At 61.4% G+C, this 24328-nt stretch carries 23 protein-coding genes and 2 pseudogenes; 9 read left to right on the forward strand and 16 right to left on the reverse strand.

The window, feature by feature from the left end:
- The first annotated feature begins 114 nt into the window (after positions 1-114).
- Together ACZ445_RS13165 and ACZ445_RS13170 are read left to right on the forward strand one after the other, a co-directional pair.
- Positions 115-816, forward strand: coding sequence for a response regulator (locus tag ACZ445_RS13165; protein WP_058424857.1), 702 nt, complete (start codon positions 115-117; stop codon positions 814-816).
- A gap of 3 nt (positions 817-819) precedes the next feature.
- Positions 820-2121 (forward strand): ATP-binding protein, encoded by a 1302-nt coding sequence (locus tag ACZ445_RS13170; protein WP_058424856.1) that lies wholly within the window; start codon positions 820-822, stop codon positions 2119-2121.
- Here ACZ445_RS13170 and ACZ445_RS13175 read toward each other — a convergent pair whose 3' ends face one another.
- From ACZ445_RS13175 to ACZ445_RS13185, 3 genes are read right to left on the reverse strand one after another with little or no spacing between them, the layout of a single operon-like run.
- Positions 2122-2790, reverse strand: a complete 669-nt coding sequence (locus tag ACZ445_RS13175; RefSeq protein WP_058424855.1) for an anti-sigma factor — start codon at positions 2788-2790, stop codon at positions 2122-2124.
- A complete protein-coding gene (locus ACZ445_RS13180; protein ID WP_464708426.1) occupies positions 2787-3302 on the reverse strand; it encodes a sigma-70 family RNA polymerase sigma factor in 516 nt (171 codons plus the stop codon). The genes ACZ445_RS13175 and ACZ445_RS13180 overlap by 4 nt, the downstream gene beginning before the upstream one ends.
- 50 nt (positions 3303-3352) lie before the next feature.
- Positions 3353-3877 (reverse strand): DUF3455 domain-containing protein, encoded by a 525-nt coding sequence (locus ACZ445_RS13185; protein WP_464708427.1) that lies wholly within the window; start codon positions 3875-3877, stop codon positions 3353-3355.
- A gap of 138 nt (positions 3878-4015) precedes the next feature.
- Between ACZ445_RS13185 and ACZ445_RS13190 the strand changes: the two genes are divergently transcribed.
- Entirely contained in the window at positions 4016-4786 is a 771-nt protein-coding gene (locus ACZ445_RS13190) for a class I SAM-dependent methyltransferase (RefSeq protein ID WP_464708428.1), read from the forward strand.
- Between the two features lie 91 nt (positions 4787-4877).
- Positions 4878-5663 (forward strand): sulfite exporter TauE/SafE family protein, encoded by a 786-nt coding sequence (locus ACZ445_RS13195; protein WP_058424851.1) that lies wholly within the window; start codon positions 4878-4880, stop codon positions 5661-5663.
- An 838-nt stretch (positions 5664-6501) separates the two neighbouring features.
- Here the strand turns inward: ACZ445_RS13195 and ACZ445_RS13200 are convergent.
- The gene (locus ACZ445_RS13200) at positions 6502-7743 is read right to left on the reverse strand and encodes an acyl-CoA dehydrogenase family protein (protein ID WP_464708430.1); all 1242 of its coding nucleotides are present in this window, start codon (positions 7741-7743) and stop codon (positions 6502-6504) included.
- Positions 7744-7995: 252 nt separating this feature from the next.
- On the opposite strand from ACZ445_RS13200, the gene sfnG reads away from it, so the two are divergent.
- Entirely contained in the window at positions 7996-9081 is a 1086-nt protein-coding gene (gene sfnG, locus ACZ445_RS13205) for a dimethylsulfone monooxygenase SfnG (protein WP_058425503.1), read from the forward strand.
- Positions 9082-9165: 84 nt separating this feature from the next.
- Here the strand turns inward: sfnG and ACZ445_RS13210 are convergent.
- Positions 9166-9603, reverse strand: a pseudogene (locus ACZ445_RS13210) (GNAT family N-acetyltransferase); the annotation flags it as partial.
- A 94-nt stretch (positions 9604-9697) separates the two neighbouring features.
- Between ACZ445_RS13210 and ACZ445_RS13215 the strand changes: the two are divergent.
- Entirely contained in the window at positions 9698-11284 is a 1587-nt protein-coding gene (locus ACZ445_RS13215) for a RimK family protein (RefSeq protein ID WP_058425501.1), read from the forward strand.
- Between the two features lie 7 nt (positions 11285-11291).
- A complete protein-coding gene (locus ACZ445_RS13220) occupies positions 11292-12215 on the forward strand; it encodes a CorA family divalent cation transporter (RefSeq protein WP_179030148.1) in 924 nt (307 codons plus the stop codon).
- Between the two features lie 9 nt (positions 12216-12224).
- On the opposite strand, the gene map is transcribed toward ACZ445_RS13220, so the two are convergent.
- Both map and ACZ445_RS13230 read right to left on the reverse strand, forming a co-directional pair.
- On the reverse strand, positions 12225-12980 hold the full coding sequence (gene map / locus ACZ445_RS13225; protein WP_310863130.1) for a type I methionyl aminopeptidase: 756 nt from the start codon (positions 12978-12980) through the stop codon (positions 12225-12227).
- Complete coding sequence (locus tag ACZ445_RS13230; RefSeq protein WP_058425498.1) at positions 12980-13180, reverse strand: ParD-like family protein; 201 nt, start codon at positions 13178-13180, stop codon at positions 12980-12982. The genes map and ACZ445_RS13230 overlap by 1 nt, the downstream gene beginning before the upstream one ends.
- Before the next feature lie 273 nt (positions 13181-13453).
- On the opposite strand from ACZ445_RS13230, the pseudogene ilvA reads away from it, so the two are divergent.
- Positions 13454-14446: pseudogene (gene ilvA, locus ACZ445_RS13235) on the forward strand (threonine ammonia-lyase, biosynthetic); the annotation flags it as partial.
- A 247-nt stretch (positions 14447-14693) separates the two neighbouring features.
- Entirely contained in the window at positions 14694-14963 is a 270-nt protein-coding gene (locus ACZ445_RS13240) for a DUF1652 domain-containing protein (protein ID WP_058425497.1), read from the forward strand.
- Here the strand turns inward: ACZ445_RS13240 and ACZ445_RS13245 are convergent.
- The 9 genes from ACZ445_RS13245 to ACZ445_RS13285 all read right to left on the reverse strand — a co-directional run bounded on the left by ACZ445_RS13245 (position 14960) and on the right by ACZ445_RS13285 (position 24144).
- Positions 14960-15358 (reverse strand): hypothetical protein, encoded by a 399-nt coding sequence (locus ACZ445_RS13245; RefSeq protein WP_058425496.1) that lies wholly within the window; start codon positions 15356-15358, stop codon positions 14960-14962. The genes ACZ445_RS13240 and ACZ445_RS13245 overlap by 4 nt on opposite strands.
- A 78-nt stretch (positions 15359-15436) precedes the next feature.
- Positions 15437-15706 (reverse strand): DUF2790 domain-containing protein, encoded by a 270-nt coding sequence (locus tag ACZ445_RS13250; protein ID WP_071492597.1) that lies wholly within the window; start codon positions 15704-15706, stop codon positions 15437-15439.
- Between the two features lie 84 nt (positions 15707-15790).
- Entirely contained in the window at positions 15791-16729 is a 939-nt protein-coding gene (locus ACZ445_RS13255) for a carbohydrate kinase family protein (protein ID WP_464708431.1), read from the reverse strand.
- A gap of 12 nt (positions 16730-16741) precedes the next feature.
- A complete protein-coding gene (gene xylB, locus ACZ445_RS13260; RefSeq protein WP_464708432.1) occupies positions 16742-18223 on the reverse strand; it encodes a xylulokinase in 1482 nt (493 codons plus the stop codon).
- Positions 18224-18362: 139 nt separating this feature from the next.
- Entirely contained in the window at positions 18363-19844 is a 1482-nt protein-coding gene (locus ACZ445_RS13265) for a mannitol dehydrogenase family protein (RefSeq protein WP_058425493.1), read from the reverse strand.
- 18 nt (positions 19845-19862) lie between these two features.
- Positions 19863-20966, reverse strand: coding sequence for an ABC transporter ATP-binding protein (locus ACZ445_RS13270; RefSeq protein ID WP_058425492.1), 1104 nt, complete (start codon positions 20964-20966; stop codon positions 19863-19865).
- Between the two features lie 22 nt (positions 20967-20988).
- A complete protein-coding gene (locus ACZ445_RS13275) occupies positions 20989-21819 on the reverse strand; it encodes a carbohydrate ABC transporter permease (protein ID WP_003173672.1) in 831 nt (276 codons plus the stop codon).
- A 10-nt stretch (positions 21820-21829) separates the two neighbouring features.
- On the reverse strand, positions 21830-22720 hold the full coding sequence (locus tag ACZ445_RS13280; protein ID WP_058425491.1) for a carbohydrate ABC transporter permease: 891 nt from the start codon (positions 22718-22720) through the stop codon (positions 21830-21832).
- 152 nt (positions 22721-22872) lie between these two features.
- Complete coding sequence (locus ACZ445_RS13285; protein WP_375166112.1) at positions 22873-24144, reverse strand: ABC transporter substrate-binding protein; 1272 nt, start codon at positions 24142-24144, stop codon at positions 22873-22875.
- Between the last annotated feature and the right edge of the window lie 184 nt (positions 24145-24328).

Here is a 24328-nt window from a genome sequence, read left to right on the forward strand (position 1 = left end):
GATAGCGGTGTATCAGTCGAAATACGCTTCACTGAGCCACCACTATCGGGGGCAAGCCCCCTCCCACATGGGATTTGTGTACGACCAACAACTGTATTTTCTGGAAACACCTTTATGCCCAACATCCTACTGGTGGAAGACGACGCCGCACTCTCCGAGCTGATTGCCAGCTACCTGGAACGCAATGGCTACCACGTCAATGTGCTCAGCCGTGGCGATCATGTCCGTGAACGCGCACGCCTGAACCCGCCGGACCTGGTGATCCTCGACCTGATGCTGCCCGGCCTCGACGGCCTGCAAGTGTGCCGCCTGCTGCGTGCCGACTCGGCGGGCCTGCCGATCCTGATGCTCACCGCCCGCGATGACAGCCACGACCAGGTGCTGGGCCTGGAAATGGGCGCCGACGACTACGTGACCAAGCCCTGCGAGCCGCGTGTGCTGCTCGCCCGTGTGCGTACTTTGTTGCGCCGCAGCAGCCTGTCCGAGCCCCAGGTGGCCAACGACCAGATCATCATGGGCAACCTGTGCATCGACCTGTCGGAACGCACCGTGACCTGGCGCGACCAGGCGGTCGAGCTGTCCAGCGGCGAATACAACCTGCTGGTGGTGCTGGCACGGCATGCGGGTGAAGTGCTCAGCCGCGACCAGATCCTGCAACGCCTGCGCGGCATCGAGTTCAACGGCACCGACCGGTCGGTGGACGTGGCCATCTCCAAGCTGCGCCGCAAGTTCGACGACAACGCCGGCGAGGCGCGCAAGATCAAGACGGTGTGGGGCAAGGGCTACCTGTTCAGCCGCTCCGAGTGGGAATGCTGAGCCATGTTTCGTGTATTGCTACGCCTCTACCTGATCACCATCGTGACCTACAGCCTGGCGATCTATTTGATTCCTTCGTTGGTGATCCAGCTGTTCGAACACCGCTACATGAACTACAACATCGAGCAGACCCGCGGCCAGCAAAAGCTGATCGTCAAGCAATACCAGCGGGCGCCGGTGGAGCGTTGGTCACAGGTGACCGAGCAACTGGGCCGCGATTTTGCGCCGCTGAAAGTGCAATTATTGCTGCGCCAGGACGCCAGCTACACCCCGGCCGAAGAGCAACTGCTGGAGCAGGGCAGGTCGGTGGTGCGCCTGGGCGAATGGGGCTGGATGGAGCAGATCAGCTCGCCGATCAATGAGCAATTCGTGGTCAAGTTGACCATACCGCCCGACCCGATGGACATGAATGTGCTGTATTGGGCGATCAACGTGCTGATCGTCGCCGCGTTGCTGGCCTGCCTGCTGGTGTGGCTGCGCCCACATTGGCGCGACCTGGAACGCCTGAAAAGCACCGCCGGGCAACTGGGCCGTGGCAACCTGGCCGAACGCACACAGCTGCCGGCCAGCTCCAGCATCGGCAGCCTGGCGGCGGTGTTCGACACCATGGCCGACGACATCGAGCACCTGCTCAACCAGCAGCGCGATTTGCTCAACGCCGTTTCCCATGAACTGCGCACGCCGCTCACGCGCCTGGATTTCGGCCTGGCCCTGGCGCTGTCCGAAGACTTGCCCGAGGCCAGTCGTGAACGCCTACATGGCCTGGTGGCGCATATCCGCGAGCTGGATGAGCTGGTGCTGGAGTTGCTGTCCTACAGCCGCCTGCAAAACCCGGCGCAACTGCCGGAGCGGGTCGAGGTGGTGCTTGATGAGTTTATCGATAGCGTACTGGGCAGCGTCGACGACGAACTGGAAAACCCCGAGATCGTTATCGATGTCGCGCTCGACTGCGCCGTGGAGCGCTTCAGCCTCGACCCGCGCCTCACCGCCCGCGCCTTGCAGAACCTGCTGCGCAATGCCACGCGTTACTGCGACAAACGCATTCAGGTCGGCGTGAACGTCTGCGCCAAAGGCTGTGAAATCTGGGTGGACGATGACGGCATCGGCATCCCGCTCGACCAGCGTGAGCGGATCTTTGAGCCGTTCTACCGCCTGGATCGCAGCCGTGATCGCGCCACCGGTGGTTTCGGCCTGGGCCTGGCCATCAGCCGGCGCGCCCTGGAAGCCCAGGGCGGCACCTTGACCGCGCTGGCTTCACCGCTGGGCGGTGCGCGGTTCCGCGTGTGGTTGCCCAACGTCGCTTGATCAGAGCACCTTGACGGCGCGGCCGATCGCCTGGATCGGTCCGGTGGGCTTGCCGGTCGGCGAGCCCCGTGGGTCTTCCAGGGTCAGTTCGAACAGCTGGTTCTGCGTCAGCGGTGGCAGCTTGTCCAGCGGCACCGACAGTGTCTGGCCGGGCTTGACCAGCCCCAACGACACCGGCCCCTGCCAGCCATCGCCCTTGGTCCAGAACTGCAAGGCCTTGTCGGCTGGCACTTCCATCACGCCCAAGGGGATCAACTGAATCTGCTGGTCATTGCTGGCCTGGATCACCCAGCCCGGTGCCTGGCTTTGCGGCGCGACCAGCACCACCACAAAGCGCGGTTCCAGGGCGGGCGGACGCGTCAGCAACAGCGCGGCCAGGACCAGTGTGGTGACCAGCCCGGCACCGGCCAGGCCGCGCCACACGGCCAGCAGGTTCCACCAGGGGGTGTGGGCGCTGGCCGTGTGGCGCTCGATGCGTCGCCACAATTCAGCGGAGGGCGGCACGGGCTCCGCCAAGGCGGTCAGCGGCAACAGACGCTGCTCCCAGGCGTCCACTGCGGCGCGCAGCTCGGCGTCGTGCTTGAGCCGTTGCTCCACTTCGGCGCGCTGTTCGCCGGGCAGGGTGCCCAGCACATATTCGCCGGCCAGTTCGTCCAGAGGGTTGCTCATGCCATGCACTCCCGCAGCGCGGCGAGGCTACGTTTGATCCAGGCTTTGACGGTCCCCAGCGGGGTGTCCAGTTTCCGGGCGATTTCGCTGTGGGAAAAACCGTCGACATAGGCATGCAGGATGCACGTGCGACGGGCCGGGTCGAGCTGCTCCAGGCAGGTGTGGACTTGCCCGGAGCGTGCGGTGAATTCAAAGGTGTCGGTGGCTGCGACCTGCTCGTGTTCATCGTCCAGCGGCACTTCGCGGTAGTGATTGCGCACCACATTGAGCGCCATGTGCCGGGTCACGCTGAACACCCAGCCACGGGCCGAACCGCGGCTGGGGTCGAAACTGCCGGCGCCACGCCAGATCTTGATGAACGCGTCATGCACGATGTCTTCGGCCAGGGCCTTGTCCCGGACGATGCGCAGCGCCACGCCGAGCAAGCGGCTGCTGTCCTGCTCATAGAGCTGGCGCAAGGCACGCTGATCACCACCGGCGCAGGCCTGCAGGCAGGCGTCGTAATCAAACACGTGGTGCTCCCCCCAACGATCAGTATTGGGGGCAGCGTAGCCGACTTTGCTCAGTTGGCCGCCCAGAAGATGTAATCCGCTTGGTACTTCACCACTTCCTGCTTGCCCTTGTTGGCCGCAGTGCATGCGCTGCTCGGCGCCACGCCACCCTTGAGCGCGACGCGTTGGATGTAACTTACGCCGCTCATCGCACCCTTGCCTTCGGCCGGGTTGGCCTTGACCAGTTGATACGGCAAGTTGCCCGCGCCGGACGGCGCCACGGCCAATTGGGTGCCGGTGATTTTCGAACCGTCCTTGGCCTGCCAGGTGGCGGGTGGGCCGAAGTAGGTGCCGACTTGTTTGCCGCTGCGGTCATTCAATACCGCTTTTGGTCCGACAAACGTCCACTCGGTCTGGCCGGCAGCGTTGGTTTTGTCACGGCACTCGTAGGTGATTTCGCCGACGCCGGTGGTTTCCAACGCCACTTTGTGGCCGTCCGGCACCTTGATGCTGTCGGGCAAGTCGGCCTGGGTTGCAAAGGCGGCCGGCGCGGCGGCGAGCAGGGCGGTGAGGCAGAACAGTGCTTTAGCGTTCATGGGTACTTCTCCATTTCAGTAAAACAGCGGGGTGACTGAAAGGACTACCCACGGCGAGTACGATTGGATGCAGCGATTAGAAAATAAACCTTAGAGGGCGCACACTGTGTCCCCGTTTTACCCGAGGAGAGATTGGCAATGACTGGTGTGCACACGTCTGCTCAACAAGGTTTCTCTACCCAGGCCGTTACCTACGCCCAGGGGCGGCCGGATTATCCGCGGCAACTCACGGGCTGGCTGGCCGACACATTGCGCATCAGCGCGCAGTCCAGCGTGATTGACCTGGGCGCCGGCACCGGCAAGTTCACCCGTTTGCTCAGCACCCTGGCACCGACCCTGATTGCGGTCGAGCCGGTGGCGGCGATGGGCGCGCAGTTGACCAAACTGCTGCCGGATGTGCGCCTGCTCAATGGCACCGCTGAATCCATCCCCTTGCCAGCCGCCAGCGCCGATGCAGTGGTGTGCGCCCAGGCGTTCCACTGGTTTTCCACCGAGGCGGCCTTGGCAGAAATCCATCGCGTGCTCAAGCCGGACGGCCGCCTTGGCCTGGTGTGGAATGTGCGAGATGAATCAGTGGATTGGGTCGCCGCGATCACCGACATCATTACCCCGTACGAGGGTGATACGCCGCGCTTTCATACCGGCCGCTGGCGTGATGCCTTCAGCGGCAAGTATTTTTCCCAACCCGAAGTGACCTGTTTCCCCTACAGCCATGTTGGCAGCCCTCAGGAGGTGATCATGGATCGTTTCCTCTCCGTGAGCTTTATTGCCGCATTGGCCGATGAGCCCAAGGCCCGCGTCACCGCGCAATTGCAGGCGCTGATCGACACCCATCCTGCATTGAAAGGGCGCGACACCGTGGCCTTCCCGTATCAGACCCAGGCTTACGTCTGTCATCGTCTGGCGTAAAAGGCATAAAGTCAGATCATATTGGTATAAGTCGTTATAAGAAAAATCGCTATCCTGCGGCCAGAAATTTATAAGGCCGCAGGTAGCTGTAATGGATGTGGGTAATTTTGGTTTCGTGGTTGCCGGCCTGATCGTTGGTTTTATCGTGGGCATGACCGGTGTGGGCGGTGGTTCGTTGATGACGCCGATCCTGTTGTGGTTCGGCATCAATCCGGCCACCGCGGTAGGCACCGACCTGCTGTACGCCGCCATCACCAAGTCGGGTGGGGTGTTGGTGCACGGCAAGAACAAGAATATCGACTGGACCATCACCGGCTGGCTGACCCTGGGCAGTGTGCCTGCGGTGTTGCTGACGCTGTGGTTCCTGGCCAGCTTGCATACCGACCCCAGCGCGATGAATGCGGTGATCAAGCAGGCGCTTGGTGTGGTGTTGCTGCTGACCGCGTTGGCGATTCTGTTCAAGAACCGTCTGTTGGCGTTTGCCCAGCGGCATGCGGGCGATAGCTATCACATGAGCCCGCGCAATCTGAATGCGCTGACGGTGGTGACGGGGGCGATCCTCGGTACCATGGTGGCGCTGACGTCCATTGGCGCGGGTGCGCTGGGGACGGTGGCGTTGTTTATCCTGTATCCGTTCCTGGCTACGCGGCGGCTGGTGGGGACTGAGATTGCGCATGCCGTGCCGCTGACCCTGGTGGCGGGGTTGGGGCATGCCAGCATGGGGAATATGGATTGGCATCTGCTCGGGTTTTTGTTGATGGGGTCGTTGCCGGGGATCTATGTCGGTAGTCATATGACGGGGAAGCTGCCGGACGGGGTGTTGCGGCCTTGTTTGGCGGTTATGCTTATGGCCATTGGCTATAAATTGGCTTTCTGATTGAGTACATATCCGTTGTTTAGGTAACGGCTACTTAGGGTTCCGCCCTTACGGCGGCTCACTTTGGAAAAGCCGGAATGCCGGCCCAGCCCAAAGTAAGCAAAAGGCTCTTGCCCCAACACTCGGCACCTCGCCTAGGCTCGGTGTGCCCTCACTCCGGCTTGAATCCGTGGGCCGCCGTCATGGGCCATCCTTGGCCCAGGACGGCTAACCCGGCGTCCTGCCGGGTTACCCACGGATTCAAGCCTGCGTTCGGCCAGCGTGTTTGACGGGGCGCTCCAGATCAAAAGCAAGAGCGCGGCGGCCTTAGAGCCGACCGGATTGTATGGCCGTTACTCGGTCAAAGTGTGGGAGGGGGCTTGCCCCCGATGGCAGTGGGTCAGTCACTGATGAGTTGGCTGACACACCGCCATCGGGGGCAAGCCCCTCCCCACAGTTTGATCTTCATGTATCAGTTGAAGGGTGGTTTGCTCTGGCTCTGGCTCTGGCTCTGGCTCTGGCTCTGGCTCTGGCTCTGGCTCTTGATCTGCTTTTGATTTTGATCTTAGGCGCCCCGTCAAACACGCTGGCCGGAATTCGGCAGGGATTTGGGGGGGTAAACCGGCAGGGATGCCGGTTTAGCCGCCCCGCGCCATGGATGGCGCGTGGCGGCGGCCCCCCAAATCACTGTCGAATTACGGGCACACCGAGCCTAAGCGAGGTGCCGAGTGTTGGGGCAAGAGCGTTTTGCTTACTTTTGACTGGGCCGGCATTCCGGCTTTTCAAAAGTGAGCCGCCGTAAGGGCGGAACCAATATCAGCCATCACCTAAATAACGGATATACACACAGTCAAAAACCTCAACCCACTACACCAGGCCCATTCCCAATCTGCCAGACAAACGGCGGCTCAGCCCCATTGACCACCCAATCCCCCACAATCCGCGCCTTGTAAATCACCGGATTATGCGACGACACCGTCCGCGCATTCCGCCAATGCCGATCCAGCGCCTTCCCCTGGCGCACATCCGAAGCCCCCAACGCATTAAACAACTCACTGGTCGCCCGCTGGATCAACCCCGACACCACCACCTGCGCGGTAGCCGACTCAATCTCGGCCGCCACGTTAGCTTCGCGCTCCACCGCATCATCCCCGCCAAACCGCGCCACATACGCCCGTTGCGCCGGCAGCGTCGCCTTCAACGCACTCGCCTCGGCGGCATACACCAGCGCCGCCACTTCACCCACCACCTGCTGGATCTGCGCATCCTGGCTGACATGCGCCGCATTGCCATGGCTGTAGATGCGCTTGCGGCTGCGCACCTGATGCGCCACATCGCGCAATGCCGCACGGCCGATACCCGCCAAGGTGGCCAGCAGCACCAACTGATAGAACGCGGTCTGGTATTTGAAGCGCGTGGCAAAGTCGATCACGTTGTCCGCCTCCACCACCGCATCGCTAAAGCGCGACGTGCCGCTGCCAGTGGTGCGCTGGCCAAAACCGTCCCAGTCGTCACTGTGCTGCACCCCCGTTTGACGGGCGCGGGTCGCGGCGATCACGTCGCCACCGGTGTCGCTGCGTTGGGCGTACACGTCGATCCAGTCGGCGAAAATACTGCCGGTGCTGTAGAACTTCTCTCCGTTGAGCTTCCACTGGTCACCGTCCGGGCTGACCTGGGTGACCACGTCGCCAATGGCCACGTTGCCGATTTCGGTCCAGGCACAGCCGACGAGATCGCCGTCCACGAAACGCTTGAACCACAGGTCGCGGCCAGCGCCGGGCGGTGCATTCAGGCGGTCTTCGGCAAAGGCGAAGTGCCCGCGCAGGGCCTGGGGCACGTTGGAGTCGGCTTCGGCCAGTTCGATCAGCAGTTCGAACAACTGTGGCAATGACGCGCCGCCACCACCGTATTCCACCGGTACGCGCACCGCGCCAAACCCTGCCTCCTTGAGCCACTGGATCGGCTCATGGGGCAGGGTGCGGCTGTGTTCGCGCGCTAAGGCACCTTCGGCGATGCGCTGGAAGATCGGGCGGAAACGGGCGGCCAGCGTGGGGTAGTCGACGCCGGTGGACAGCGGGTTGATGACGTGATGTTCGGTCATGGCGAGGTTCCTGGGCAGTGATCGATGCAGAGGGGATTGCACAGTCCGTGCCGGGTGCCGGGTCGCGTATTTACGGGGACAAACGTCGAGTCACTGTTGCCCTGGCAACAGCGGATCGACAAACCCGTGCAATCCAGGACACTGGCGACGGCGCACGGTATTCAACGCAGCCCGCCTGGCGCGGGCGTTTCCCAGCCTGGCACGCTTGCTGCTCAAGCCCTGGTACATCCCTTTTGTGCGAGGTACCGTCCGATGACTCAACATGCCGTGAAATTTGCCTACTGGGTGCCCAACGTCAGCGGTGGGCTGGTGGTCAGCAAAATCGAACAACGCACCCACTGGGGCATCGATTACAACCGCAAGCTGGCGCAACTGGCGGAGGCTGCAGGCTTTGAGTACGGCCTGACCCAGATCCGCTTCACTGCCGGCTACGGCGCCGAGAACCAGCACGAATCGGTGGCGTTCAGCCACGCGTTGCTGGCCGCAACCACCACGCTCAAGGTGATCGCCGCGATCCTGCCCGGTCCGTGGCAACCGGCACTGGCGGCCAAGCAATTGGCGACCATCGACCAGCTCACCCATGGCCGTATCGCGGTGAATATCGTCAGCGGTTGGTTCAAGGGCGAGTTCCAGGCCATTGGCGAGCACTGGCTGGAGCACGATGAGCGTTATCGCCGTTCCGAAGAGTTCATCCGCGCCCTCAAGGGCATCTGGACCCAGGATGACTTCACCTTCAAGGGCGACTTCTACCGGTTCAACAATTACACCCTCAAGCCCAAGCCACTGGGCCAGCCGGAAGTGTTCCAGGGCGGCAGCTCGCGGGCGGCGCGGGACATGGCGGCGCGGGTGTCGGACTGGTACTTCACCAACGGCAACACCCCGGAAGGCATCAAGGCCCAGGTCGATGACATTCGTGCCAAGGCCGCCGCGAACAACCATTCGGTCAAAGTCGGCGTCAACGCCTTTGTGATCGCCCGCGACACCGAAGAAGAAGCCCGCGCCGTGCTGGCGGAGATCATCGACAAGGCCGACCCGGAAGCGGTGAATGCCTTCGGTGATGCAGCGAAACAGGCCGGCAAGGCGTCGCCGGAGGGCGAGGGCAACTGGGCCAAGTCCAGCTTCGAGGACCTGGTGCAGTACAACGATGGCTTCAAGACCAACCTGATCGGTACACCGCAGCAGATTGCCGAGCGCATCGTCGCGCTCAAGGCAGTGGGGGTGGACCTGGTGCTCGCCGGGTTCCTGCACTTCCAGGAAGAAGTCGAGTATTTCGGCAAGCGCGTGTTGCCGCTGGTGCGCGAGCTGGAAGCCAAGGCCGCGATCAAACAGGTGGCTTGATCCCGGCGTGCAGTGAGCGGGCTTGCCCCGCGCTGCGATTTACCTGATACACCGCAGCGCGGGCAAGCCCGCTCACTACAGGTATTTTTCCAGGCGCAGGGCGGGGGTGTGGTCTTCGTAGTAATCGTCGATCAGGGCAAAGCGCCGGTAACCGTTGCGCTCATAGAGGCTCAGAGCACCGGGGTTGTCGGTGCGTACTTCCAGGCATAGGCGGGTGCAACCCCGTGCCACGACGATAGCTTCCACGCGGTTCAGCAACTGCTTGCCCAAGCCAATGCCGCGGGCATGCTCGGCAATGGCAATGGAATACAGGCGCGCCGAGGAGGTGCCCCGGCGAAACAGCACCAGCGCATAGCCGAGCAACTGCCCGTCATTTTCCGCCACCAGCAACTGGCCGTGGGCGCGGCTGACCATCCACCGGAAGCTGCGTAATGACAGCCGGTCGGTGGTGAAACACTGCTGTTCCAGTGCCAGTAATTGAGACACATCGCAGAGGGTTGCAACGCGAAAGCAAAGAGCCATATAACCGCCGTAAAAGTTGCGTAACGAAACGGGACTTCTCTAAAAGATCGTGCTTAATAGAAAAGGTCGAGTTCTCTAAAGCGGATCAACTATTATGTCGGCGGTACAAGGTCATTGGCGTGAAGTATCGGAGCAAACAGTCGCGACGACAATAACTGACAAAGGTTATTTTTCTGCCGCACTCAAAGGAACCCGTCAAGTCGTGATTATTGTCGAGCGCAAGGAAGATTGGGCCTCCTACTTCCCCAGCGAAGACATCGTCACCGCCCAGGAATACCTGGAACAGACCCGGGAAACCGAGACCGGCAAGCGGGTGCAGGTGATCAACCTGTGCCGCAGCTACAAGTACCTGGGGCACGGTTATTACTGCTCGCTGCTGGCCGAAGCCCGCGGGCACAAGGTGATTCCGTCGGTGCGTACCATCAGCGAACTCACGAAGAAGTCGCTGTACGGCCTGGCCCTGGACGACCTGGATAAAACCCTCGATAAAGCCTTGAGTCATCATCTTTACAGTAATACCGAAGGCTTTACCCTGACACTTTACTTTGGTCGGACCAATATAGAACCGTTGCAGGATTTGGCCCGTCAGTTGTTTGAGGCGTTCCCGTGTCCGATCCTGTTAGTTGATTTCAAAAAGAATAACGGCTGGCACATAGAAGGGGTCAAGTCTGGGGTGTTGCACAAGTTACGCGATGACCAGGAAGACCAATTCGCCCATGCGCTGGACAACTTCAGCCGCAAGATCTGGCGTCAGCCACGCTCACGTCGCCTGGCACGTTATGACCTGGCCATCCTGCACGATCCCCAGGAGCAATTGCCGCCGTCCAACGCCAAGGCATTGGATAATTTCATCCGCGTGGGCAAGGGCCTGGGCATCGATGTGGAGTTGATCGAGCGCAAGGACTATTCGCGCCTGGCCGAGTACGACGCCTTGCTGATCCGCGAGACCACCAGCGTAGACAACCACACCTACCGCTTCGCCAAGAAAGCCGAAAGCGAAGGCCTGGTGGTGATGGACGATCCGGCGTCGATCCTGCGTTGTACCAACAAGGTCTACCTCACCGACTTGCTCAACAGCCACCAATTGGGCATGCCCGCCACCGAGATTCTGTACAAGGAGCGACCGCAAGATTTCGAGCGGGTCGGCGAGCGCCTGGGCTTCCCACTGGTGCTGAAGATCCCCGACGGTTGCTTTTCCCGAGGCGTGATCAAGGTCGAAAGCCAGGAGGCCTTGCTCAAGGCCACCGCCGAATTGTTCGAGCATTCGGTGCTGTTGCTGGCCCAGGAATTCTTCTACACCGAGTACGACTGGCGCATCGGCGTGCTCAACCGCAAGCCGATCTTTGCCTGCCAGTACTTCATGTCCAAAGGCCATTGGCAGATCTATAACCACAAGGCCATCGGCCAGGCCATCAACGGCGAATGCCGCACCCTGGCGGTGCATGAAGCGCCCAGGGCGGTGGTGGAACTGGCGGTGAAGACCGCCAACCTGATCGGCGATGGCCTCTACGGCGTCGACCTCAAGCAGTCCGGTGACAAGGTGGTGGTGATCGAGGTCAACGACAACCCCAACCTGGATGCGGGCATCGAGGACGCCTACTTGCAGGACGACCTGTATGGCCTGGTGCTGGAGGAGTTCGTGCGGCGCCTGGAGTTGAAGCGTCAGGGCCAGGTCTGGTGACCCGGCAATGATCCAGCGTTTCGACCTGATCGATGGCAAGCTGCGGGGCGGGGAGAGTGACGAAGCCCCGATCATGCTGTTCAACAACCCCGACCTGGCGGAGCGTGAGTGGCTGCGCGACCATCACAAACTGGACGAACACGCCCTGGCCTCGGCCCTGGACCCGGATGAAGTCTCGCGTATCGAGTTTCACCCCGACAACTTGTTCCTGATCTGGAAACGCCCGGAGAACTACTCCGGCGGCGGCAACCTGGTGTTCGAGGTGTCGTCCTGCGGCCTGCTGTTTTCCCCCAGCCGCCTGCTGGTGATCGCCACCGACGAAACCCCGCTGACCGGCCTGGGCAAACGCCGTCCGTTGCATACGCCGCTGGATGTGCTGCTTGACCTGCTACTGAACAACATCCACCACTACCTCGGCCACCTGAAGGTGATCAAGCTGGTCGCCCGCGAGCTGCAGCAGCAGTTCAACGCGTCCATGAGCAACCACCACCTGATGCAGATGTTCAGCCTCAGCGAAAGCCTGATCTATTACATCAACGCGCTGCACAGCAACGGCGCAGTGCTGTCGCGGCTGCGCAACCATGCGGAGAAGGAGCATTTCAGCGGCGAGATCATTGGGTTGATCGATGACCTGATCATCGAGAACCACCAGTGCTACAAACAGGCGGAGATCTATTCCAATGTGTTTTCCGGGCTGATCGATGCGCGTGGCAACCTGATGAACAACAGCATGAACAACTTGTTGCGCAAGCTCACGCTGATCAATGTGGTGTTCCTGCCGCTCAACCTGATTGCGAGCATTGGCGGCATGTCGGAGTTCAGCATGATGACGGCGGGGACGCCGTGGTGGGTGTCGTATCCGCTGTTCTTGGCGGCAATGGGAGTAGGCGGTGGGTTGATGGTCCTGGGCCTCACGCGCATCAAATTGTAGGCGCTGGCGTCAGGGGGAGGGTTGCAACGTCAGGACTTCAAAGCCGTCCGCCGTCACCGCCACCGTATGCTCCCACTGCGCCGACAGGCTGTTGTCCTTGGTCACCACCGTCCACCCATCCTTCAAGCTGCGCACTTTCGAGCTGCCCTGGTTGAGCATCGGCTCGATGGTGAACACCATGCCTTCGCGCAGTTCCAGCCCGGTACCAGGACGGCCGAAGTGCAGGACCTGCGGTTCTTCGTGCATTTCACGCCCGATCCCGTGGCCGCAATATTCACGCACTACGCTGTAGCCATTGGCCTGCGCATGGCTCTGGATCGCATGGCCGATATCCCCCAGGCGCGCGCCGGGCTTGACCTGGCGGATGCCGGCCCACATGGCTTCGAAAGTCTGTTCCACCAGGCGCCGGGCCTTGGGCGCGACGCTGCCGATCATGTACATCTTGCTGGAGTCGGCGATGAAGCCGCCTTTTTCCAGGGTGATGTCGATGTTGATGATGTCGCCGTCCTTGAGGATCTCCTTGGCGCTGGGCATGCCATGGCACACCACCTCATTGATCGAGGTGTTGATGCAGAAGGGGTAGTCGTACTGGCCCAGGCTTGCCGGGCGGGCCTTGAGGTCGTTGCGGATGAAGGCTTCGACGGCGGCGTCCAGCTCCAGGGTGGAGCGGCCGGCGGCGACGAACCCATCGAGCATGCTGAAGACCTGGGCCAACAGGCGCCCGGACTCACGCATCACGGCCAGTTGTGCGGCAGTCTTGATCATCAACTACGCCCCCGGATCAGGTCGGGCTTGTCCAGCAACAGTTTGTTGATCAACTCGTTGTAGGGCAGCTGGGGGTTGAGCTCGGCGAGCAGGCCGATCTTGATCCAGAATTCGGCCTGGGCGTTGATGGAGCGGTCCATCGCGGCGCTGGCCAGGCGCAGTTGTTCGTGCAGTTGGTCGGTGATCTTGACGATGCCCATGGTGTTCACTGTGAAGAGTTTATATACAAAACGTATATGTTTCGTATGTCAGGCGTAAACCCCCGGCCGCTAAATGGCGCAAGGCCATTGACTTGGGCGCGGGCCGCCGGTTAGTTTCGTGACATGACTTTTCAAACCTTTCGCAGCCAGCCAAGCATTATTACCGCCATTCCTCATTTGGCGGGATAGCGCACGGCTGTACCCAAACCCGCCCTTGAGGCGGGTTTTGTTTTTCCGTCTCCCGGGCCCTTTACAAAACGCCAGGAGACAGCCATGAGTACCCGCCCCAAGACCGCCGACACGGGCTTGCTTGAACAGTATGTGAAGAAGATCCTCGCCGCCCCGGTCTACGACCTGGCGGTGCGCACGCCGTTGCAGGTCGCGCCCGCGCTATCGGCCTTGCTGGGCAACCAGCTGCTGCTCAAGCGCGAAGACCTGCAACCGACCTTTTCCTTCAAGATCCGCGGCGCCTACAACAAGCTGATGCAGTTGAGTGATGCACAAAAGGCCCGGGGCGTGGTCACGGCCTCGGCGGGCAACCACGCGCAAGGCGTGGCGCTGGCGGCGCGGGAGCTGGGGATCAAGGCGCGCATCGTGATGCCCGCCAGTACCCCGGAACTCAAGGTGCTCGGCGTGCGCTCTCGCGGTGCTGAAGCGGTGTTGCATGGGCAGAGTTTTCCCTTTGCCCTGGCCCATGCGTTGCAACTGGCCGAGTCATCCGGCGCCACCTTCGTGTCGCCCTTCGATGACCCGGATGTGATTGCCGGCCAGGGCACCGTGGCCATGGAGATCCTGCGTCAACAACAGGGCGCGTTGGACGCGATCTTCGTGCCCGTGGGTGGCGGTGGCCTGATCGCCGGGATCGCCGCCTACGTCAAATACCTGCGCCCCGAGGTGCGCATCATCGGCGTCGAGCCCGAAGGCTCCAGCTGCCTGTTGGCGGCACTGCAAGCGGGGGAGCGGGTGGTGCTGCCCAGTGTCGACGGGTTTGCCGACGGTACGGCAGTGGCGCAGATCGGCGCCTACGGGTTTGAAATCTGCCGCCATTGGGTGGATGAAGTCATCACCGTCAGCAACGACGAATTGTGCAGCGCCATCAAGTTGATCTATGACGATACCCGCTCCATCACCGAGCCTTCCGGCGCATTGGCGGTGGCGGGGGTTCGCAAGTACGTTGCCACGAGACGCATGCAGGGGCAGACCCTGGTCGCCGTCAATTCGGGGGCGAATATCAACTTCGATAGTTTGCGACATGTTGCCGAAAGAGTTGCGGCGCAAAGCGCAAGTTCCGGGTTAAACGTTTAATCACAGCCAATCGACGACGATTTAAACAACACTGTTTTACTTATATAACCCAGCCCGTCGCTTATGAGGAAAGGTTACAACGACGGCCGATTTTGCCGAGTAGGCTTGGGTGTTACAAGCGTCTTCCAGGGTCGGCAAGACGCAGCGGGCGAGCGCCCGTGGGTTTAATAACAATCTGTTGGCAGTCTCAGAAAAGGAGAGGTTGACCATGCTTTCGGAATTAGAACTTCGCAGCATTATTGAAGGAAGTTTCCTGCCCAAACGGTGCGAATGCACCAAAGCCGAAGATGCTTCGCTGACGATCAAGGTCTACGACGACCGTGACCGTGACCGGGTGGATTTGGAAGTCAAAGGCATCAATGCCGATAAACTCGACAGCAGTCGAGCCATTTGCAACCTGATTACCGGGTTGCGTGAAGACCTCAAGCACAGCCAGGCACCCACCCTGCAAAGAGTGGGAGGGCGTGGGGTGTACTAGACCGACGCCTGGGTTTGAGCCACCGAAGACCTGTGGGCCTGGATAAATGCCAGGCCCAATACGGTTTCCGTCGCCACTGCCAGCAGGATGGCGGGGCCTGCATTGCCATTGATCCATTCTGCGAACCCCAGCACCGCCAGCACAAAGCAACCGGCGGCAAACCCGCTGGTCAGGGCGCGGCGCGTATCGCTGGGCGGTGCATGACGGGCTCGGTAGAACATGATGCCGATGGCCAGGAACAGCGCGGCGTTGCGCCGTGAAACCAGCCCGGTGGCGCTGGAGTATTCGACATTCCACAACCACAGCAGCAGGTCGGGGCGCAAACCCCAGGCCAGGGCGAGGGCGAAGCAGAGCACGGCAGTTGCAGTGGAGAGGGTGCGGAAGCTCAGCGGCATGGCAAATCCTTTGGCCTTTGGACAAGCCCGCAAGACTACTCCATTTTTACGCGGGCTTGGATCAGTTGTTTCACGCCCTCAGTTCTGGAAATCGCAGGCGTCGGACATCTTCCGATAGCTCACGTCTTCCACTTTGCCGGCTTTGTCCAAAAACTTGATATCCGCCTTGATGACTTTGCATTCATCGGTCGGGGTTTCGTTCATGGCCAGCACCTTATCGATGTTCATCGGCAGGCCGTAGTGGTAGGGCACGGGTTTGACAGTGGCGACTTGATCGTCGGCCTGGGCCAGGCCTGACACGGCTGCCAGCGCCAGGCTGGCGCCAAGCATTAAGGTGCGCAGTTTCATGGTGTTGCTCCGCAAGTGGATACCACTTCACTGTCGACTTGCGGGATTAACCATCGATTAATGTTTAGTTGGCTGACAAAATCTTCATCCAAGCTGCTGGCGGTAAGGCAGGTCCGGGCCGGTCTTGGTGCAGGTCAATGCGGCGGCGCGGATGGCAAAGCCGAGCATGGCGTCGATCTGTGCACGGGTCAGCTGTTGCAAACCGTCCAGCGAATCCAGCTGGTGCTCGGTCAGCCAGGCGATCAGCGCGGCCTGGAAGGTATCACCGGCACCCACCGTATCGGCCATCACCACCTTGACCGCTGGCGCAGACCAATTGCCGTGCTGGCGGCTGAACACACTGGCGCCGTCACCGCCACGGGTGAGGAACACCAATTGGCAACGGTGTTGCAGCCAGCCCTGCAGCACGCTTTCCGGCGATTGGTCCGGGTAGAGCAAATGCAGGTCTTCGTCGCTGACCTTGATCAGGTCGGCATGCTTGACCAGCTCGGCCACGCGGTCGCGCCACAGCTGGATGTCTGGCTGCGGGTTGAGGCGCACGTTGGGGTCGAGGCTGATCAGGCGCTTGCCGCTTTCGCGCTTGACCAGGTTGAGCAGCGTGTCGCCAATCGGTTGCACTACCAGCGAGAACGAGCCGATGTGCAGGCCGCGGATATCATCGCCCAGGGCAGGCAGATGGGCGATTTCCAGCAGCCGGTCGGCGCAGCCTTCGCCACGGAAGTTGTACTGCGGTGAACCATCGGCGCCCACGGCGACCATCGACAGGGTGGTCGGCGCGGAGAACTCCACCAGGAACCGTTCACTGACGCCTTCATCCTTGAGCACCTGCAACAGGCGACGACCGAGGAAGTCGGTCGACAACCCGCCGAATAGCCCGGCTTCGATGCCCAGGCGGCGCAGGCCCACCGCCACGTTGAACGGCGAGCCACCGGCAATCGCCTTGTAGTTGACCTTGGAAGCCTGCCCGCTGGCATCTTCCTCGCTGAAGAAATCAAACAGCGCTTCGCCACACACCAGATACATAGTCGTTCGCTCTTAAAGGGTTGCCACGAGTTGTTGATAGCGCTCGTAAGCCTGCTGGTAGGCGCCTACGCTGGCCGCCACCGGCAGGGTCCGGCTGGCCGGGTCGACGCTCACGCATTTGTCACACAGGCTGGCCAGCGCTTCACCGGACTGGCACCACGCCGCCTGGATCGCCGCGCCCAGGGCGGCGGCTTCGCTTTGTTCGGTGCAGATCACTTCGGTGTTCATGATGTCGGCGACCATCTGGCGCCACACCGGGCTTTTCGAGCCGCCGCCGATCAAGCGGATGCTGTGGCTTTGCAGGCCGGTCTCGCGCAGCAGGTCGAGGCCGTAGCGCAGGCCGAAGGTGGTACCTTCGACCACGGCGCGGCACAGGTTGGCGCGGGTCAGGTTGGTCATGGTCAGGCCGTGCAGGCTGCCGGTGGCGTGGGGCAGGGCGGGTACGCGTTCGCCGTTGAGGAACGGCAGCATGCTTACACCGTCGGCGCCAATCGGTGCTTGCTCGACAAGGACGTTGAACGTGGCCAGGTCGAGGTCGAACAGCTCGCGGATGACCCCGGTGGCATTGGTCAGGTTCATGGTGCAGATCAATGGCAACCAGCCGCCGCTGGATGAGCAGAAGGTAGCGACCGAAGCCTGCGGGCTGACGTTGGGTTGGTCGGCAAACGCATACACGGTGCCCGAGGAACCCAGGCTCATGGTGATCACGCCGGGCGCGATGTTACCGGTGCCGATGGCGCCCATCATGTTATCGCCGCCGCCGCTGGACACGATGGCATTGGGGTTGATGCCCAGGCGTTCGGCGATGGCTGGCAGGATCGTGCCGACGCGTTGATTCGCCTCGATCAACGCTGGCAGCGCCGCTTCAAGGCGGCTGCTGGGGTCGATGTGCTTGAGCAGGTCCACATCCCATTCACGGCTGCGCACATTGAAGTAGCCGGTGCCCGACGCATCGCCATACTCGGCGACGGCGCGGCCGGTGAGCCAGTAGTTGAGGTAGTCGTGGGGCAACAGGATATGCGCAATGCGCGCAAACAGGTCCGGGTGCTGTTCGCGGGTCCACAGCAGTTTCGACACGGTGTAGCCCGGCGCAATCGCCACGCCGAGGCGTTCCAGCGAGCCGTTCTCGCCGCCCAGGTAGGCCAGCAGGCGCTCGTTTTCAGGCGTGGTTTCGGTGTCGCACCACAGCTTGGCCGGGCGCAACACCTCACCGTGTTCATCCAGCAGCACCAAGCCATGTTGCTGGCCGGACACGCCGATACCGAGAATGTCCTGGCCGTCCACACCGGCCTGTTGCAGGGCGCGGTGGGTGGCCTCGGTGAAAGCGTCCAGCCATTCCTGGGTGTGCTGTTCGCGGCGGCCATTGGCACCGCTGATCAGGGTGTGCGCCGCAGCGCCGAGGCCGAGTACCTTGCCGCTGGAGGCGTCGAGGACGATGGCCTTGGTGCCCTGGGTGCCGCAGTCGATGCCGAGAAACAGGTTTTGCTGGGTCATGAGGGTGTGCTCAGCAGTTTATTGTTCGAGTTGGCAGTGCATTCCAATGTGGGAGGGGGCTTGCCCCCGATAGCGCTGGGTCAGCTAAAGTTGCATCAACTGACACTCCCTCATCGGGGGCAAGCCCCCTCCCACATGCTTAAGTCCGTTGCTTCAGGAGATGCTGCAGTGTTTTGGTCACGCCGTTATCGCGCAAGCTCACATAACACCGCTCGAACGCTGCCACAAACTCAGCCGACTTGGGAATAGCCGTGCCAAAAATCTCCTCCACGCCCAGCAGGCGCTTGCTGATCAATGCATCCTCACTCACCAGGCCCTGGCAGAACTCGGCACGCGGGTCGGGGATCTTGTAGCTGACGCCGTTCTCATCCACGCCCTTGAGATACAACGCCCAGGCAGCAACGACCAGCGCGGCACGCTCCGTCTCGCGCCCATCGGCGATCAACCGATTGATGGTCGGCACGGTGAACTTGGGAAACTTCGACGAGCCATCCGAACACACGCGCTCGAGTTGATCGGCAATCGCCTGGTTGGAGAAACGGTCGACCAATGTCTGCTTGTATTGCCTCAGGTCGATGCCCGGCACCGGCGCCAGGTTCGGCGTGACGTCCAGGTCCATATAAGCGCGCATGTAGGCCACGAACAGCGGGTCATTCATGGTCTCGTGCACAAACCGGTAACCCTTGAGAAACCCCAGGTAGGTCAGCGCCAGGTGGCTGCCGTTGAGCAGACCGATCTTCATTTCTTCATAAGGCGTGACGTCATCGGTGAACTGCACGCCGACCTTTTCCCAGGCCGGGCGACCGTTGACGAATTTGTCTTCCAGCACCCACTGCACAAAGGGTTCGCACACCACCGGCCAGGCATCGTCGATGCCGTGTTCATCGTGCAATTGCAGGCGGTGGGCGGTGCTGGTCATTGGTGTGATGCGGTCGACCATGGCATTCGGGAAGCTTACGTTGGCGTTGATCCAGTCGTGCAACCCGGCGTTGTGCAGGGCGGCGAAGGCCAGCAGCGCCTTGCGCGTCACGGCGCCGTTATGCGGCAGGTTATCGCAGGACATCACGGTAAACGCCGGGGTGCCGGCGGCACGGCGCCGGGTCAACGCGGCGCAGATGAAGCCAAACACGGTTTTAGGTGCGCTCGGGTGCGCCAGGTCGTGCTGGATCTGCGGCAGGTGGGCCATGAACTCGCCGTTGCTGTCGTCGATGCAGTAGCCGCCCTCGGTGATGGTCAGCGAGACGATGCGAATCGCCGGGTCGGCCAGTTTGTCGATCAGCGCCTGGGCGCCGTCCTCGGCCAGCAGCATGTCGCTGATCGAGCCGATCACCCGCACTTCGGTGTCGTCGGTATCGCCCAGTTCGTACAGGGTGAACAGGTAGTCCTGGCCGGCCAGGTCGTCGCGGGCCTTGCGGTCCTCGGCGCGCAGGCCGACGCCGCAGATGCTCCAGTCCAGGCCTTCGCCGGTGTTCATCAGCGCATCGGTGTAATATGCCTGGTGCGCACGGTGGAAACCGCCGACGCCGATATGGGCGATGCCCTGGGTGGTGCTGGCAATCGCATAGTTGGGCAGCTTCACTTGCGGTGCCAGTTGGGTGAGGTTGTGTTTATTCAGTTTCATCAGCTCAATCTCGCGAAATCAGGCGGCAGCGCGCAGGGGGCGGGCCACGGCCACGCCATCGGTGTCGAACAGATGGCAGTGCGCCGGGTCCAGGTGCAGGTGCAGCGTCTCGCCGTACTGACTGGCCATGTCGCCTCGGATCCGCATGGTCAGCGGCTCGCCATTGGCGGTGATGACGTGGCAGAAGGTGTCGCTGCCCAGGCGCTCGCCGACGTCGGCGGTGACGGTCAGGGTGGTTTGGCCGGGCGCGGCGATTTCCAGGTGCTCCGGGCGAATGCCCAGGGTCACTGCGCTGCCGACGCTCAGGGTGGCGCTGCTCAACGGCAGGCTGATGGTGGTGCCAGCCTCCAGTTGCACTTCACAGCCCTGGCCTTCGACGCGGGTGACCTTGCCTTTGAGGAAGCCCATCTTCGGCGTGCCAAGAAAGCCGGCCACGAACAGGTTGGCGGGCTGGTGGTACAGCTCCAGCGGCGAGCCGACCTGCTCGATACGGCCACTGTTGAGTACCACCACTTTGTCGGCCAGGGTCATGGCTTCGACCTGGTCATGGGTCACGTAGATCATGGTCGCCTGCAGTTCTTTATGCAGGCGCGCCAGTTCCAGGCGCATCTGCACGCGCAGCGCGGCGTCGAGGTTGGACAGCGGTTCGTCGAACAGGAAGATCTTCGGGTTGCGCACAATCGCCCGGCCAATGGCCACGCGCTGGCGCTGGCCGCCGGACAGTTGCTTGGGCTTGCGCTCCAGCAACGGGCCCAGTTCCAGGATGCGTGCCGCTTCGCTGACCTTGCTTTCCACCAGCTTCTTGTCGACACCGGCCAGGTCGAGGGCAAACGACATGTTCTTGCGCACGCTCATGTGCGGGTAGAGCGCATAGGTCTGGAAGACCATGGCCAGGTCGCGCTTGGCCGGGGTCACTTCGGTGATGTCGCGCCCGTCCAGTTCGATGGTGCCTTCGCTGACTTCTTCCAGGCCGGCGATCAGGCGCAGCAGCGTGGATTTACCGCAGCCCGAGGGGCCGACGAACACCACGAATTCCCTGTCGTTCACTTCTAGGTCGATGCCTTTGATGATCGAGAAGCCTTCGAAGCCTTTTTGCAGATTCTTGATTTTCAGGTTGGCCATGATGAGCCTCCGCTAGGAATTATTATTTAACGGCGCCGAAGGACAGACCGCGCACCAGCTGTTTCTGGCTGATCCAGCCAAAGATCAGGATCGGCGCGCAGGCCAGGGTCGACACGGCGGACAATTTGGCCCAGAACAGCCCTTCGGGGCTGGAGTACGAAGCGATCAGCGCGGTCAACGGCGCAGCGGCGGACGAGGTCAGGTTCAGCGACCAGAACGCCTCGTTCCAGCACAGGATCAGCGACAGCAACACGGTGGAGGCCAGGCCACCCTTGGCAATCGGCAACAGTACGCGGACCATCTCTTGCCACAGGGTGGCGCCGTCCAGGCGGGCGGCTTCGAGGATGTCCTTGGGGATGTCCTTGAAGTAGGTGTAAACCATCCACACCACGATCGGCAGGTTGATCAGGGTGTAGATGATGATCAGCGCGATGCGTGTATCCAGCAGGCCAAAACTCTTGGCCAGCAGGTAGATCGGCATCAGCACGCCCACCGGCGGCAGCATCTTGGTCGACAGCATCCACAGCAGCGTGCCTTTGGTGCGCTGGGTTTCGTAGAACGCCATGGAGTAGGCGGCCGGCACCGAGATCAGCAGGCACAGGGCAGTGGCGCTGAAGGAAATCAGCACCGAGTTCCACGCATAACTGAAGTAGTTGCTGCGCTCGTTGATGTGCAGGTAGTTCTCCAGCGTCGGCGTGAAGATGAACTGCGGCGGCGTGGCGAACGCGTCGATTTCGGTCTTGAAGCTGGTCAGCACCATCCAGAAGATCGGGAAGAAGATCAGGATTGCGATGGCCCAGGCCAGGGTGCCGAGCAACAGGCTTTGCAGGCGGCGGGATTGTTGAAGCGTCATGGCGCGGCCCTCAAGGCTTGTCAGTCAGGTTTTTGCCGATCATCCGCACCAGGATGATCGCCGCGATATTGGCGATGACTACGGCAATCAAGCCGCCGGCCGAGGCCATGCCCACGTCGAACTGCACCAGCGCCTGGTTGTAGATCAGGTAGGCGAGGTTGGTGGACGCATAACCGGGGCCGCCGTTGGTGGTGGTGAAGATTTCGGCAAATACCGAGAGCAAGAAGATCGTCTCGATCATCACCACCACGGCAATCGGGCGGGCCAGGTGGGGCAGGGTCAGGTGCCAGAAGATCGCGATGGCACCGGCACCGTCCAGGCGCGCGGCTTCCTTTTGCTCCTGGTCGAGGGACTGCATGGCGGTCATCAGCAGCAGGATTGCAAAGGGCAGCCATTGCCACGACACAATGATGATGATCGACAGCAACGGGTAATGCGCCAGCCAGTCCACCGGCTCGGCACCGAACAGCTTCCACACGGCGGCAAGAATGCCCGACACCGGGTGGAAAATCAGGTTCTTCCAGATCAGCGCACCGACGGTGGGCATGATGAAGAACGGCGAGATCAACAACACCCGCACCAGGCCACGGCCGAAGAACTCACTGGCCTCCAGCAGGGCACTGATCAACACACCGAACACCACGCTGATCAACAGCACGCTGCCCACCAGCAACAGGGTGTTGGTGGCACCTGGCAGGAAGCCTGAGTCGGTCACGAAATACGTGAAGTTCTCCAGCCCGACGAACTGGTTTTCACCGGGGTAGAGCAGGTTGTAGCGGATCAGCGAAAAGTACAGGGTCATGCCCAGCGGCACGATCATCCACAGCAGCAGCAAGGCCACCGAGGGGCTGACGAGGAACCAGCCGGGGTTGGCCAGGCGGTTTTTGGCGGGTGTATTCATTAGGGTCAAGACCAGTCAGATACGAATCGGAGCGCGGTCAATGTGGGAGGGGGCTTGCCCCCGATAGCGGTGTGTCAGTCACACATTCATCAACTGTTGGATTGCTATCGGGGGCAAGCCCCCTCCCACATTCGACTGTGGGTGGGTCTGGGTTATTTGGGGTAGCCCGCCCGCTTCATTTCACGCTCGGTGGTGGTCTGCGCGGCGGTCAATGCAGCATCCACCGTCTGCTGACCGGTCAGCGCGCCCGAGAAGAACTTGCCAACCTGGGTGCCAATCGCCTGGAATTCAGGGATGGTCACCAACTGAATACCGATGTACGGCACCGGCTTGAGCGTCGGCTTGGTCGGGTCAGCGACTTTCAGCGATTCCAGCGTCACCTTGGCAAACGGTGCGGCTTTCATGTACTCGTCGTTGTAGGTCGACTTGCGCGTGCCTGGCGGTACGTTGGCGATGCCATCGGTCTTGGCCACGAGCTGGCTGTATTCCTTGGAGGTGGCCCAGCTGGTGAACACCTTGGCGGCGTCCTTGGCCTTGGAACTGGTTGGGATCGCCAGGCTCCAGGAGTACAACCACGAGGTGCCTTTGTCGGTCTTCTCGTGGGGGGCAAAGGTGAAGCCGACATGGTCAGCCACTTTGCTCTGGGTCTTGTCGGTGACGAACGAGCCGGCCACGCTGGCATCGACCCATATGGCGCACTTGCCGCTGTTGAACAGCGCCAGGTTTTCGTTGAAACCGTTGCTGGAAGCCCCCGGCGGGCCGGATTTCTTCATGTTGTCGACGTAGAAGTTCAGCGCGTCCTTCCATTCAGGGCCGTTGAATTCGGGCTGCCATTTCTCATCGAACCAGCGTGCGCCGTAGCCGTTGGCCAGGGTGGTGATCAGCGCCATGTTCTCACCCCAACCGGCTTTGCCGCGCAGGCACAGGCCGTATTGCTCTTTGCTCTTGTCGGTGAGTTTGCTGGCGAATTCGCCGATCTGGGTCCAGGTCGGGTGCTCGGGCATGGTCAGCCCGGCGTCCTTGAACAGGTCGGTGCGGTAATAGGTGATCGAGCTTTCGGCGTAGAACGGTAGGGCATACAGCGAGCCTTTCACGGACAAACCGTCACGCACTGAAGGGAATACATCGTCGAGGTCGTAGGACGCAGGCAGATCCTTCATCGGCTCCAGCCAACCCTTGGCGCCCCACAGTGCAGCTTCGTACATGCCGATGGTCAATACATCGAACTGCCCACCTTGGGTGGCGATGTCGGTGGTCAGCCGTTGACGCAATACGTTCTCTTCGAGCACCACCCAGTTCAGCTTGATCTCCGGGTGCTCGGCCTCGAAGGTTTTCGAGAGCTTTTGCATACGGATCATGTCGCTGTTGTTGACGGTGGCAATGGTCAGGGTCTGCGCGCCAAAGCTGACGGCGCTGAGGGTCATGCAGGTAGAGACAAGCAGTGCTTTTGCTGTGAACTTCATCGCGCACTCCATTTCCGCGCCCAGGGGGCTACAGAAGGACAGTTATTGTTGTTGTGTCTTCCTACAAGGAGTCAGGAAGAGTGTGCGTCGATTACAGCCTTGAAACGGCGATGTGACAAATCCTTGGGAACACTAGGACTGATAC

This window comes from Pseudomonas allii, from assembly GCF_055380095.1.

What these genes read in the sequence shown, in the direction of transcription:
- ACZ445_RS13165 (WP_058424857.1), top strand. Translation starts at nt 115, where the DNA reads ATGCCCAACATCCTACTGGTGGAAGACGACGCCGCACTCTCCGAGCTG.
- ACZ445_RS13170 (WP_058424856.1), top strand. Translation starts at nt 820, where the DNA reads ATGTTTCGTGTATTGCTACGCCTCTACCTGATCACCATCGTGACCTAC.
- ACZ445_RS13175 (WP_058424855.1), bottom strand. Translation starts at nt 2,790, where the DNA reads ATGAGCAACCCTCTGGACGAACTGGCCGGCGAATATGTGCTGGGCACC.
- ACZ445_RS13185 (WP_464708427.1), bottom strand. Translation starts at nt 3,877, where the DNA reads ATGAACGCTAAAGCACTGTTCTGCCTCACCGCCCTGCTCGCCGCCGCG.
- ACZ445_RS13190 (WP_464708428.1), top strand. Translation starts at nt 4,016, where the DNA reads ATGACTGGTGTGCACACGTCTGCTCAACAAGGTTTCTCTACCCAGGCC.
- ACZ445_RS13195 (WP_058424851.1), top strand. Translation starts at nt 4,878, where the DNA reads ATGGATGTGGGTAATTTTGGTTTCGTGGTTGCCGGCCTGATCGTTGGT.
- ACZ445_RS13200 (WP_464708430.1), bottom strand. Translation starts at nt 7,743, where the DNA reads ATGACCGAACATCACGTCATCAACCCGCTGTCCACCGGCGTCGACTAC.
- sfnG (WP_058425503.1), top strand. Translation starts at nt 7,996, where the DNA reads ATGACTCAACATGCCGTGAAATTTGCCTACTGGGTGCCCAACGTCAGC.
- ACZ445_RS13215 (WP_058425501.1), top strand. Translation starts at nt 9,698, where the DNA reads ATGTCGGCGGTACAAGGTCATTGGCGTGAAGTATCGGAGCAAACAGTC.
- ACZ445_RS13220 (WP_179030148.1), top strand. Translation starts at nt 11,292, where the DNA reads ATGATCCAGCGTTTCGACCTGATCGATGGCAAGCTGCGGGGCGGGGAG.
- map (WP_310863130.1), bottom strand. Translation starts at nt 12,980, where the DNA reads ATGATCAAGACTGCCGCACAACTGGCCGTGATGCGTGAGTCCGGGCGC.
- ACZ445_RS13230 (WP_058425498.1), bottom strand. Translation starts at nt 13,180, where the DNA reads ATGGGCATCGTCAAGATCACCGACCAACTGCACGAACAACTGCGCCTG.
- ACZ445_RS13240 (WP_058425497.1), top strand. Translation starts at nt 14,694, where the DNA reads ATGCTTTCGGAATTAGAACTTCGCAGCATTATTGAAGGAAGTTTCCTG.
- ACZ445_RS13245 (WP_058425496.1), bottom strand. Translation starts at nt 15,358, where the DNA reads ATGCCGCTGAGCTTCCGCACCCTCTCCACTGCAACTGCCGTGCTCTGC.
- ACZ445_RS13250 (WP_071492597.1), bottom strand. Translation starts at nt 15,706, where the DNA reads ATGAAACTGCGCACCTTAATGCTTGGCGCCAGCCTGGCGCTGGCAGCC.
- ACZ445_RS13255 (WP_464708431.1), bottom strand. Translation starts at nt 16,729, where the DNA reads ATGTATCTGGTGTGTGGCGAAGCGCTGTTTGATTTCTTCAGCGAGGAA.
- xylB (WP_464708432.1), bottom strand. Translation starts at nt 18,223, where the DNA reads ATGACCCAGCAAAACCTGTTTCTCGGCATCGACTGCGGCACCCAGGGC.
- ACZ445_RS13265 (WP_058425493.1), bottom strand. Translation starts at nt 19,844, where the DNA reads ATGAAACTGAATAAACACAACCTCACCCAACTGGCACCGCAAGTGAAG.
- ACZ445_RS13270 (WP_058425492.1), bottom strand. Translation starts at nt 20,966, where the DNA reads ATGGCCAACCTGAAAATCAAGAATCTGCAAAAAGGCTTCGAAGGCTTC.
- ACZ445_RS13275 (WP_003173672.1), bottom strand. Translation starts at nt 21,819, where the DNA reads ATGACGCTTCAACAATCCCGCCGCCTGCAAAGCCTGTTGCTCGGCACC.
- ACZ445_RS13280 (WP_058425491.1), bottom strand. Translation starts at nt 22,720, where the DNA reads ATGAATACACCCGCCAAAAACCGCCTGGCCAACCCCGGCTGGTTCCTC.
- ACZ445_RS13285 (WP_375166112.1), bottom strand. Translation starts at nt 24,144, where the DNA reads ATGACCCTCAGCGCCGTCAGCTTTGGCGCGCAGACCCTGACCATTGCC.